The 11,515-nt window shown below is 62.4% G+C and carries 11 protein-coding genes and 1 tRNA gene; 6 read left to right on the top strand and 6 right to left on the bottom strand.

The genetic code is table 11. The features are described 5' to 3' along the window. Positions 1 to 402 (bottom strand): 3-methyl-2-oxobutanoate hydroxymethyltransferase (locus NW835_RS06765; RefSeq protein ID WP_414414863.1); only part of this gene is annotated, 402 nt, incomplete at its 3' end. A 162-nt stretch (positions 403 to 564) separates the two neighbouring features. Between NW835_RS06765 and NW835_RS06760 the strand changes: the two genes are divergently transcribed. Next, positions 565 to 651: transfer RNA gene (locus NW835_RS06760), tRNA-Ser, on the top strand. Positions 652 to 878: 227 nt separating this feature from the next. Continuing rightward, the gene (locus NW835_RS06755; RefSeq protein WP_414377897.1) at positions 879 to 1,628 is read left to right on the top strand and encodes a phycocyanobilin:ferredoxin oxidoreductase; all 750 of its coding nucleotides are present in this window, start codon (positions 879 to 881) and stop codon (positions 1,626 to 1,628) included. 7 nt (positions 1,629 to 1,635) lie between these two features. Here the strand turns inward: NW835_RS06755 and NW835_RS06750 are convergent, their stop codons facing one another. Then, entirely contained in the window at positions 1,636 to 2,463 is an 828-nt protein-coding gene (locus NW835_RS06750; RefSeq protein WP_414377898.1) for a hypothetical protein, read from the bottom strand. 544 nt (positions 2,464 to 3,007) lie between these two features. Between NW835_RS06750 and prmA the strand changes: the two genes are divergently transcribed. From prmA to NW835_RS06730, 4 genes are all read left to right on the top strand, one after another. Continuing rightward, entirely contained in the window at positions 3,008 to 3,829 is an 822-nt protein-coding gene (gene prmA, locus NW835_RS06745; protein WP_414364651.1) for a 50S ribosomal protein L11 methyltransferase, read from the top strand. Continuing rightward, complete coding sequence (locus NW835_RS06740) at positions 3,802 to 4,554, top strand: 16S rRNA (uracil(1498)-N(3))-methyltransferase (RefSeq protein ID WP_414386315.1); 753 nt, start codon at positions 3,802 to 3,804, stop codon at positions 4,552 to 4,554. Before prmA ends, NW835_RS06740 begins: the two co-directional genes overlap by 28 nt. A gap of 96 nt (positions 4,555 to 4,650) precedes the next feature. Further along, the gene (gene hisS, locus NW835_RS06735; RefSeq protein ID WP_414414862.1) at positions 4,651 to 5,910 is read left to right on the top strand and encodes a histidine--tRNA ligase; all 1,260 of its coding nucleotides are present in this window, start codon (positions 4,651 to 4,653) and stop codon (positions 5,908 to 5,910) included. Positions 5,911 to 5,917: 7 nt separating this feature from the next. Continuing rightward, positions 5,918 to 7,402 (top strand): hypothetical protein, encoded by a 1,485-nt coding sequence (locus NW835_RS06730; protein WP_414414861.1) that lies wholly within the window; start codon positions 5,918 to 5,920, stop codon positions 7,400 to 7,402. 7 nt (positions 7,403 to 7,409) lie between these two features. Here NW835_RS06730 and NW835_RS06725 read toward each other — a convergent pair whose 3' ends face one another. The 4 genes from NW835_RS06725 to NW835_RS06710 all read right to left on the bottom strand — a co-directional run. Next, entirely contained in the window at positions 7,410 to 8,246 is an 837-nt protein-coding gene (locus tag NW835_RS06725; protein WP_414414860.1) for a universal stress protein, read from the bottom strand. Positions 8,247 to 8,347: 101 nt separating this feature from the next. Beyond that, positions 8,348 to 9,202 (bottom strand): hypothetical protein, encoded by an 855-nt coding sequence (locus NW835_RS06720; RefSeq protein WP_414414859.1) that lies wholly within the window; start codon positions 9,200 to 9,202, stop codon positions 8,348 to 8,350. A 78-nt stretch (positions 9,203 to 9,280) separates the two neighbouring features. After that, positions 9,281 to 10,396 carry a hypothetical protein gene (locus tag NW835_RS06715; protein ID WP_414414858.1) on the bottom strand — a complete coding sequence of 372 codons (1,116 nt, stop codon included), beginning with the start codon at positions 10,394 to 10,396 and terminating at the stop codon, positions 9,281 to 9,283. Next, a partial coding sequence (locus NW835_RS06710) for a hypothetical protein (RefSeq protein ID WP_414414857.1) occupies positions 10,393 to 11,515 on the bottom strand: 1,123 nt, incomplete at its 5' end. The genes NW835_RS06710 and NW835_RS06715, both read right to left, overlap by 4 nt.

The raw sequence follows: 11,515 nt of genomic DNA, 5'->3' as shown, positions 1-11,515 counted from the left end.
GATCCCTCGCTGTACCAGAAAGGCCACCGTTTCCACCATGTCTGGGTAGCCCCCTTCTAGCTTCACCCCATTCACCCCTGCCTCCTTCATCAACCGTCCTGCCGAGAAGAGGGCCTGCTCTTTGCAGACTTGGTAGCTCAAGAAAGGCAAGTCGGCCACCAAAAAGGCTCGTTCTACACCGCGGCGCACTGCCTGGGCGTGGTGGATCATCTGTTCCAGCGTCAGGGGCAAGGTGCTGCTGTACCCCAAGCTGGTCATGGCTAGGCTGTCGCCTACCAAGATCAAGTCGATCCCGGCTCGATCCAAGATCTGCGCTGTGGCATAGTCGGTAGCGGTGAGGGCCACCAACGGTTGACCCGCCTGTTTGGCCTGGCGGAAGTGGTGAATGGAAAGGGCAGCCATACCTCTATGATCTCATTTCCCCTGCGGTTTCTGGCTGGGCCGTACCCCCCAAGAGCTTTGGCCCTGGGGTAATTGCCCAGGTTGCATCCGCCCCATTCCACGAGAGGGGATCCGGGCAGGATAGCCCGTTTGCCGCTAAGATGGTAAAGCCCTATGCAGACTGGAAGGGTGACAGAGTGGTTGATTGTGACGCTCTCGAAAAGCGTTGTGGCCGCAAGGTCACCGTGGGTTCGAATCCCACCCCTTCCGTCTTCGAGCAATCCAATGGCGCTCAACGCTGCCAACGCCTGGTAGGGTCAGCACCCGGCCCTCTCAACCTCCGCCAAAGCCCCCGGCAGCCCTGGACTGGCTGGGATCCCTTGCTTTGTTAAGTCCCACCTCAGCTTACTGAAACCTGGGTTTCAGGAAGGCACCTTTGCGGATTAGCCCGGCGCGGCTTTCGAGGACTTGTCGCTTAACCGGTCTTCTTGGCTCCCATGTTCACCGCCCCTGCTCTGCAAGCGCAACTGCATCCCCTCATCCAGCGCCTTTCGGAGGCAATCCTAGAGATCTGGGGATCCCACCTCGCCCTGGCTCCCTATGCCCTGCCGGAGGATCTGGGCTATGTGGAGGGCCGCCTAGAGGGGGAGAAATTGCAGATTGAAAACCGCTGCTACCAAGGGGCTCCCTTTCGCAAGTTGCACCTGGAGCTGGCCCAGGCCGGGCAAAGCCTGGATATTCTCCACTGCGTCATGTTTCCGCAGCCGCAGTACCCGCTGCCGCTGTTCGGCTGTGATATTGTGGCCGGCCGCGGTCAGGTGAGCGCCGCCATCGTCGATCTCTCGCCGGTCACCCCCACTTTGCCGGATCCCTATGTCCAAGAGTTGGAAGCTTTGGGAGCTCATCTCGCCCCTTTCCAAGAGCGACGCCAGTTGCCGCCGTGGGGGACGATTTTTTCTCCCTACTGTCTGTTCATCCGGCCCGGCGACGAGGCAGAAGCCGACCGCTTTTTGGATTTCGCCCGCCGTTATTTGGAAATCCACTGCCGGCTGGCGCAACAGATCCCCCCGCAGACGGATCCCGCACAGATCCTGGCCCACTACCAAGGGCAGCAGCGCTACTGCAGCCAGCAACAGCAAAACGACCGCACCCGCCGCGTTCTAGAAAAAGCTTTTGGCCCCGCCTGGGCCGAGCGCTACATGAGCACCGTCCTTTTTGACTTGCCCCCCAGTCCGATGCAGACCTAGTGCAGATCTAGACAAGCTCCCCTTGCAGCCGCTGCTGGATGCTCAACGCCAATTTTTGCCCCAGGAACTCTGGCATGGCTGGAGTTGCATCCGGCCCCAGCAAGTAGAAAATGAAGCGCGCCCGTTTGCGGCGAAGCATCAGATTGAGGTTAACCACAGTCAAATCCTCCTGCGCTAGAGCAGTCATCACCCGGTAAAACACGCCCGGCTGGTTGTCCACATCCACCAACAGCGTGGGCAGATGAAACACTGGGTCAAAATAAAAAGAAACCTGGGTGTCTTTCAAGCCGGCCTTGAGATCAAACTCCAGCGCCAAAGTTTCATGAACGGGAAACACCCCTGCCAAGCACTCGTGAATAGCCCGTTCTAGGTTGAGCTTGGTCTGGGAGGAAAGGCTGTGGCCATCGCGGGAGACAGTGACCCGAATAAAAACCAAGTGGGGTGCGTAGATCTGCCCGTAGAGATGGATGCCGTGTACCGAGAGATTGAATGCCGTGAGCACCCCAAACAGGTCGCTGAGCAGAGAAGGGCGGTTGCGATAGGCCAGACAAACTACTGTCTTGCCGCGCTCGTCCTGCATCTGTACCACGGCCTTGCGGGTTTGGTAGAGGGCATAGGCCAGACGCAAGTTTTGAACCTGAACCTCGCTGCTGACAAACTGGCTGTAGAAAGGCGGAAAGCTCTGGTTGAAGCGCCGCATCAGAGCCGTTCGCGTCAGCGGGACGGAGTGCTTGCGAGGGCTGACTTCGAGCGGCTGGGGATCCTCATGGGCAGCCCTTTCCTCTCTGGCAAGAGGAGCCACCTTCGGCTGCTGCGCTGACTGCTCAGTTGACATCGACTCTGCCGCCTGCATTGCTTCCTCTCTATCGTTGCTCAACACGCCCTGGCCAAACCCCATCTATCCGTAAAATCACTGGGGCTCGAAGCGAGCGTCAACGCTGTACCCAATTCTTGTTCAATACTTTTGGATTTAATCTATCTCATAAGGCTGAGCTGGACATCCAAGGAACCGCTGAGGGCCATCCCCCAATTGGGGGGAGTCCATCCCTGCGTCGCTGCTGAGTCAACAGTGTGCGCCTTCAAATCCCAGACTAACCAGGAACAATGGGGCAGGCTCTTAAAGCCTAAACGACGAATTGAGGGGAAGACTGCAATTACTACAATTTCTGATATAGAGTTCTGTATTAAGTGCTAGCCTGCTGGCGACTTGGATCGCTATTCTGTTAGCCAAAATTTCGGTTTTCCTTAGGTTTGTTGAAGGGATCCCTGTGAGCACGACCGTTGCCAACCTCAGCCCGCTCTCGCCTGCCCAAGGGCCGGATCCCGATGGGGCCTGGTGGGATCTCCACATCGTTGCTTCCCCTGCCCAGGAGGATCAGATCTTTTGGCGGCTGGAGAGCTTTGGTTGTCAGGGCATGGCCAGCCAGGCCTACGGTGAAGATCGAATCAGTATTCATGCCTATTTGCCCTGGTTCCGCGCCACGCTCCTGGATTTGGCTGCTCTGGCGCTGCGCCTGCGGCAAGACGCCCTTGTTGCCGGCCAGCCCCTTCCCAAGCTGCGCTGGGAACGCATAGAGGCAGAGGATTGGAGCAACAGTTGGAAGCAACACTGGCAGCCCGAACCGGTCGGGGACAAGCTGCTCATCTGTCCGGCCTGGCTGGATCCACCCCCCCACCCCGGTCGTCTTCTGGTGCGGCTGGATCCGGGCATGGCCTTTGGCACAGGTACTCATCCGACCACCCAGCTTTGCCTGGAGGCTCTGGAGATGCGCCTTGGGGGGGGTGCTGGGGGAGTCACAGTGGCCGATGTGGGCTGTGGTTCGGGCATTTTGTCGGTGGCGGCAGCTCTCTTAGGAGCCAAGCGGGTTTATGCCGTGGATATTGACCCGCTGGCGGTGCAGGCCACGCTCCAGAACCGGGATCTCAACGGCCTGACGGATCGCATTGTGGTGGCCAAAGGCAGCCTGGAGCATATTCCCGAGATGGTGGATGGGCTGGTGTGCAACATTCTGACGGACGTGCTCTTGGATATGATCCCGCAGTTTGGCCTGGTGGTGAAAAAGGGGGGATGGCTGATCCTCAGCGGTATCCTCATCGAGCAGGCCAAGTTGGTGGCGGAGATGTTGGAGGCCAATGAATGGGTGGTGGCAGCCCTCTGGCGACGGGGGGAGTGGTGCTGTCTGAACGCACGCACGACCTGAGTTCCCTGCCCCGCTTGGCTATCGACCCGGCCCAACGGGATCCCGCGGGTGGGCTCCACTTGACCAGCCCGCAGCAGCACTACCTACAGCGGGTGCGCCGCCTCAAGCCGGGGGATCCGTTCTTGGTGTTGGATGGCTCCGGCAAGCTGTGGCTGGCCCATTGGCAGCCGCAGGGATCCCAAATTGCGGGCGAGGTGGAGGCGCTGCCGCGGGAGTTGCCCGTTTACCTGCATCTGGGCTTGGCGGTGGTCAAGGGGCCGGGGTTTGATGAGGTGTTTCGCCAGGTTACCGAGCTGGGGGCAGCGCGCATTACCCCCCTGCTGACGGAGCGCACTGTGGTGGAGCCGGGATCTGGGCGGCAAGAACGCTGGCAAAAAATTGTGCAAGAGGCCGCAGAACAATGTGAGCGGTTGCGCTGGCCCCAGATCGACCCACCCACCCCATGGACCCGTTGGCTAGCCGAGCTCAAAGCCGATTGGTGGGGTATAGCCGTCGCCCGCCGAGAGGCCCCCCCGCTGCTGCAAGTCCTACCGCAACGGAGGGATCCTGTCGTGGCACTGGCCATTGGCCCTGAAGGCGGCTGGACAGAGATGGAGCGCCGCCAGGCGGAAGCCTACGGCGGAGTACCTGTCTCTTTGGGCCCTACGATCCTGCGAGCCACCACGGCGGCTGTGGCCGCTGGCAGCCAAGTTGCGGCCTTCTACGCTCGCTTGAGCCGGGGCTAGCTCTGCCCCTCAGCAGCAGGAACGCTGTTGCCGATATGATGGCATTGACATGAACCCTTGGTTCCCAGGACGGGGCTCTGGGCAAGAGGAACCAACATGGAGAAAATCCAGGCGGTGCGGGGCACCCGCGACATTTTGCCGCAGGAGGTACGGCTTTGGCAGCAGGTGGAGGCCAGCGCCCGCGAGATCTTGGGGCGGGCCAACTACCAAGAGATCCGCACCCCGATTCTGGAGCTGACGGAGCTTTTTGCCCGCAGCATTGGCAGCGCCACCGACGTGGTGGGTAAGGAGATGTACTCCTTTAGCACCCGCGGCGAGCAGGAGGTGAGCTTGCGCCCCGAAAACACCGCCGGCGTGGTGCGGGCCTACATCCAGCACGGGTTGCAGGTGGCAGGCGATGTGCAGCGCTTCTGGTACTGCGGGCCCATGTTTCGCTACGAGCGTCCCCAGGCGGGGCGGCAACGCCAGTTCCATCAGTTGGGGGTGGAGCTGCTGGGCAGCCGGGATCCCCGCGCCGATGCCGAGGTCATCGCCTTGGCCTGGGATCTGCTGCGGGCGGTGGGGGCAGAAAACCTCACCTTGCGGCTCAACTCCCTCGGGGATCCGCAGGATCGGCGGGCCTACCGCCAAGCCCTGGTGGACTACCTCACCCCCTTGAAAGAGCAGCTCGATCCCGACTCGCAAGAGCGCCTCAGCCGCAACCCCTTGCGCATCCTCGACAGCAAGGATCCCCATACCCGTGCCATTGCGGAGAAAGCACCCAAGCTGCCCGATTACCTCAGTGCTGACTCACGCGCCTTCTTCGAGCAAGTGCAAGCCCATCTCAAGGCCCTAGACATCCCCTATGAGCTGGATCCCTACCTGGTGCGCGGCTTGGACTACTACACCCACACCGCCTTTGAGATCATCTCGCCGGAGCTGGGATCCCAGAGCACCGTCTGCGGGGGCGGGCGCTACGATGGCCTGGTGGAAGAGCTGGGCGGGCCGCCGACCCCGGCGGTGGGCTGGGCCATCGGCCTGGAGCGGCTGGTGTTGCTGCTGCAGAAGAAACAAGGGGAGATTCCGCCAACACCGGTCGAGGTTTACGTGATCTCCCGCGGGGCAAAGGCTGAGGCCCAATCCCTCCAGATCGCCCAAGCCCTACGCCAAGCCGGCTTCTGCACCGAGCTGGATCTCAGCGGCAGCGCTTTCAGCAAGCAGTTCAAGCGGGCCAGCCGCAGTGGTGCGACCTGGGCTGTTACGCTGGGGGACGCAGAAGCTGCAGCCGGGGAGGTGCAGCTCAAGCACTTGCCCACGGGGCAGCAGCAAACCCTCTTGCAAGCTGACTTGGTGCAGTATTTGGCGTCCCAGAGGTGATGGAGTGATGTTGAGTTTTTGGGTGCGGCGCAACGGCCGAGAAGACTGGCAGCCGGTACCAGCCGAGGGAGCCATTCTGGAAGAGGACACCTACACCATCGTCGCCCGTTCCCCCCAGCCCCACTTCACCATCACAGTGGAAGTCCGCCAGCGCCCTCTGCCGACCGAAAATAGCGGATCCCCGGCAGGAGCAAACTCCAAGACAACCACCTCGCTCCTGCAAACCCGTTCGGTGCGCACCAACGAGGAGGGGATCGGCATCATCCTGCCGGCCACCCACCTCGCCCCTGGTTTTTGGGAGTTCCACTGCCGCGATGCCGATTTGATTGCCGAGCTGTTTGGTGAGACAGAGCTGAACAACTGCCTGCGTCTCCAGGTTGTGCCCGGCTCGGCTCAGCCGGAACCCGCAGCACCTTTGGCGGCCCAGCCAACGGGGCCCGAACCCTCTGCCCAGACCAAAGCGGCTGCCATCCCGCCAGAGCTGTTTTCCCTGATGCACAGCGAGTTGGAGGGATCCCCCGATGAGGTGCTGGTGTTGACGGGGCGGATTGGCTGCAGTGGCGAGCTGCGGGTACGAGTTTGGCAAGAAGGTGAAGGGGAACAGAGCCCGGTTTTCGAGGGGCAACGGCTGATTCAATTTCCGGCTGAAGCCCGGACAGCGGTGTTCAGCATTCCCATCACCCTGCCGAGCTATACCTGGAGCCGTCCGTTGCGGGGGGAACTGCGCCTTACTCCGTCCTCCTGGCCGGATCCAGAGCCGCTGCGGATCTCCTTTTCCGTTCGCTGTCGCGGCCAGGGGGAAGTCCTCCCCCCCTCCTCCGGGATCCCTGCGGGTCAGCAGCGGCAAGACGAAACGCCAGCCGCAGCCGACAGTTCTTCCCCGACCTCACCTTTGCTCTCCCCCGAACGCACCCTGCAGAAGTTGTTGCGCATCTGGCAGCGCAGCACCCCTGCGGGAAAAGAGGATGCTGGAGGAGCTCCCAGCCCGCTTCAGCCAGAAGAGCTCCCAGCCTCCCCTGCCCCCCTAGCAGACACCGCACCCGAACCTGCCGCCCAACCGGAGCCACCTCGCGAGGAGGCGGCCCCGCCGCCACCGCTCGCCGCCGCCACTCCGGGAACCTCGCCTCTTTCCCCCCAGGTGCCGGCAGCTTGCCCGGTACCGCAACTGGTGGTGCCCGAGCAATTGCGGGCAGGTGACAATTTCGACGTAGTGCTGCGTTTGCCGGCCTCGGTCAATTCTGCCGGTGGCTCGACCTCTCAGCCTCCTTTGTGGATTAAGTTTTGGGTCAAGCACGGCCGCACCCGCTCGCTGGTGGATGGCCCCCGTTGGTTGCTGGATTTCTCCCGCGATGACCAGGGACGGTGGCAAGCCCTCACCCGCATGACCATTCCCCCCGGCGTTCCTGAACTCATCTTCGAGGCTTGGGCCGTCAGTCCGGATCGCCAGCAGCAAAGCGACCGCGTGACGGAGCGCCGTTCTATCTTGCCTTAGGGATCCCTCAGTCTTGGGCCGAGCGCACCATCAGCACAGGGCAGCCGATGTGCACCCGCACATAGTCGGAGATGGAGCGCCCCAGCAGCCGATCCAGGTCAGGGATGCTGCGGGCAATACTGGGCCGGCGATCCGGGGATCCCATCACCAACAGGTCGGCCTTGCTCTCTTCCGCCAAGCGGACGATCTCGGTGCCGGGATCCCCGACCGCCGTAAACACCTGGTGGCCGATTTGGCGGCTTTTGAGGGTGGCAATGGCTTTGTCTATAACCTCGTCCCGGCCTTGGGCGTCGGCATCCAGTTGTACCGAGGCCAGAAAAATCTGGGCTCCCGGGATACCGGCAACCAGATCCAGGGCCGTGGCAAAGGCAGCCTGGGCGGCAGGGGAGTTGTTGAGGGCCACCATGACATGGCTGGGGTATTTGACGTAGGCGTCGTCTTTAACCAGCAGCATGGGGCAGGAGGCGAGCTGGAAGACGTATTGGCTGACCGAGTTCTGCAAAATGGCCATGATGCGGTTGCGCCCGCGGGATCCCATCACGATGAGGGGATTGGGCAGGGACTCGGCCACCTGCAGTACCACCACCTTGGGATCCCCTTCCACCAGTTGAGTGCTGATCTTTAGCCCAGGCCGCGGGGGAAAACTCTGCAGCGTCTGGGCCAACAGCTCCTGTCCCTTTTGCCAGGCAGCGCGCATGTCCTCAGCAGAGGTCTGGGAAGGCACCGCATGCAGCAGGGTTACGTGGCACTGGGCAAAGGCCGGCAAAGATAGCAGCGTGTGCACCATTTGCTCGGTGGGGCCGCTGCCGTCGATGGCGGCAACGATGTTTTCAAAGCGAGGCATGGGATCCGTTCTCCAGGCCAAGGTTTGCCAAGTCTCATCCTAGATCTGCCTCTGCCGATCCCTGCTGCCGCGGTAGATACCCCGCAACATTTTGTTGAGTTTTAGTAACTTAGCCACACATAGCCGGTGAAGCCGCCGCCGGCATTGGTGTTGCGGCCTGTTAAAAACTGAAACCCCCCTAGCCCCAGGGTCAGCCCCCCCTCTAGGCGCCAGTTGAGCTGGCCGGAAAGCTTGAGGTTGTTGTAGTCGGGATCCTGCACCGCCAGATCCCCAAAAAGGAGCGGGGCGCCGTTGCCAAGGGTGAAGTCGCCATCCAAAGCCACAATGGCCTGCACCTCAGGGCTGAGATCTGCTCCAAAGGTCAAGTTGGTCTTGAGACGGTCGCCGGGGTAGCCCAGGTAGTCCCGAAAGGTCAGACAGGAGTCGAAAAAGGCGGGCAGGGATCCCAGCTTGCCTGAGGCGGCCAGGCCGGCGCTGAGGTCGTAGCCGAAAACCCCATAGCCCAAGGGCAGGGGGGTGTTCTGGGTGGCATATCCCGGCGGGATCAGGGCCGTCAATTGAGCCGAGAAAAAGGGATCCCCCTCTCCCCAGGTGTGGCGCAGGCCCAGCTCCAGATCCCGCAGGCCCTGGTTGCGCTGGGTAACGGTCTCAGCCCCGCTGGCAAAGCGATTTTCCAGGAAAACGTAGCTGGTGTTGAGGTTGAGGGTGAGGCGATCGCTGAGGCCGGTTTCGCCAAACAGGTTGAGGCGGGTCTCGCCATACTCGGAAAGGGCCTGCTGCAGACGTCCCCCCTGGTCAAAGCGGGTGCGGGGTTGGTACACCTCGGGCTGGAGCGAGAAAAACGTTTTCCCTGCCCCGCGAGGGAAACCGCAGCCGGCCCAGACCGGTAGCTCCCACCCCCCCAAGACAAGGCCCAGGCCCAGCAGCCAGCTTCTTGCAATTGCCAAAGGCTTCATCTAGGGATCCCTCTCGACGGCGCCGCCAAGGGGGATTGTACCTACAGAGCTCCGTTTTGGGCCTTCGTCTCCATCCACCTACACCCTCTGGGCAATAGCCGGCAAACCTACGCGGGCCCGGAATTGCCGGGCTGCCGTCAGCGCCCCATAGGGATCCCCCTTGTAGAGGCCGTAGTGCATCAGGGACAGGCGCCGCAATCCCAGTTGCGACACCTCCTGCAGCCACTCGGGCCGGCTCATGATCTCAAAATCCACTTGGACAGTGTCGGCCCGGCCACCGTTGGGGTGCTTGTCCTTAATCGAGGGCTCGTAGTGGGCCAGCATCAGGTTGCGGTGGATGGGGGCAAAGAGACGGCAGCAGAGGCGGATCTGCTCGGGGTTACCCGGATCCGGGCCGTTGAGCTCTGGGTTAAACTCCCCCGGTCGCCGCTGGCGCATCGACTGGAAGGCGATCCCGTCCATTTGGCTCATCGTCTCGGCAAAAGGCTCTACCATGCTGCGCCCTGCCCCGCGGCGGCGATCGTCAAAGGTGGCAATCCAGCCGCCCCAGCAGAGGGCCACCTCGGCCTCGGGCAGCCGCTCCTTGATGGCCTGGCGGGCTCTTAAGATGTTGCGCATCAGGGCGCGGTAGTAGGGGGCAGTGTCGGCGTTGTAGGTATCGGCAGGGACGCGCCAGTAGGAAAACTCAGTGGCCAGGCTCCAGTAGGTGGGGCGGCCCTGGGGGTTGGCTTGGGCAATATACCCGGCCAGCTCGGCTACGTCCTGGATAAACTGCGGCGAGAGGTGGTAGTCGCCGCAGGGGCGGGTGGTGTCGTCTTCCCAGGTGATGATGTGCAGGCTGTAGCCCCGCTCAAACCACTGCCGCAAAAGCCCCGCCTGGTGCCAGTTGCGCCAGAAGGAGAGATCCCCCTGGCGGTGGTCAAAGCTGTTGAGCCAGCCGCTTAAGAAATGGGGATCCCAGTCCCGCGCCACCGCTGCCACCTGCGGATCCGACTCGATTTCCCAGAGGAAGCGACCGGGATCCTCGCCAGTGCCCACTTCCCAGCGGGCCAAGAGCTCTGACAAGTTCAGGTTTCCAGTGGCAACGTTCTCGGAGCCCTGACCACAGCCGGCAACTCCAACCCCATAGGAAGCCAGCAGCGCTCCGCCTATCCGCAGCACCTGTCGCCGCGGCCATTGCCGTTTCCAGGTCATCTCGTCTCCTCCTCAAGCTCTGCCTGGCGGGCCCACAGCCGCACCTGCGGGGAGCTGTAGACCTCCCTAAAGCCCGGCAGCCCCTCAAAGGTAAGCTCAGGCCAAAATTGCAGGATGCGATCGGCGCTCCGCAAGGGATCCGCCGGCCCCGCCACCAGCAAGTAGTCCACCCGCTCCTGGGGGTGTTGCAGGGCCAAGGCAAACTCGTACTGGTGGGGGGTAAGGAACAAGCGGGGATCCCCCGCCCAAAAGATAGCCTCAAAGTGGATGTCGTCGTCCACCAACACCTTCTCGCCGGGCAAGAGGTGGCGGCGGAGATATTGCCCTACCTGGCGCTTTGCCTGCCGCTGCCGGCGCCAGCCTTCTAGAGCTTGCCCGCCAGAGGTGACTTCATACAGATCTTGGGCCGCTCCCAACTCACGGCTAAGGGGCGCCACCCCTGCCACCAGCCGCTCCCAGAGATCCCGCTCCTCAACCACCAGGGGCGCCAAAAATCGTGGCTCTTGGCTTAGCCCATAGCCAGCGGTAAGGCAGTTCAGCCCCAAAAGGGCGGTGATCAACAGGCGCTTGGCCCAGCCGGGGCCGGCTCCGCGGACTAAGTAGGCCCCCATCAGCAACGGCAGCGGCACCCAGACGAGACCAAAGCGGCTCAGCTCCGGCAAAAACAGCCCCTGGCCCAGGGAAGCCAGCAGAACCACCAACGGCATCCCCCAGATCAAGGCCCCGACCCAGCGGCCCAGCAGGGATCCCATCCCCAACAGGAGATAGGCAGGGGCCAGCACCGCCAGCCACTTCCCCAGCTCCACCAGCCCTTGCCAGCCGCCGGCCTGCTGCAGGTCTTCCCGCAACTGCGGCAGGCGCAGGCCGCTGCCCACCTGGTAAGTAAAAGCCCAGGGATCCCCCACCGCCAACCAGTTGACATACAGCCAGCTCAAGATCAGGGCCAGGCTGATAAACCCCGCCACCAGCAGCGAGACCCAGCGAAACCCCCAAGATTCGCGGCGAAAAGCCACCAGCAGCAGTCCTGCCAGCCAGGGCAACAGCCAGCCGCTCTCCCAGCGCAGCACCATCAGCGGCCCCAAGGCCAGCCCAATGAGCAGCAGCCGCAGGGTAACGGGC

The organism is Synechococcus sp. OH2 (assembly GCF_047462155.1).
Taxonomy (GTDB): domain Bacteria; phylum Cyanobacteriota; class Cyanobacteriia; order Thermostichales; family Thermostichaceae; genus Thermostichus.
The sequence above is the reverse complement of the archived record's forward strand: the minus strand, read 5'-3'. Positions and strand labels throughout refer to the sequence as shown.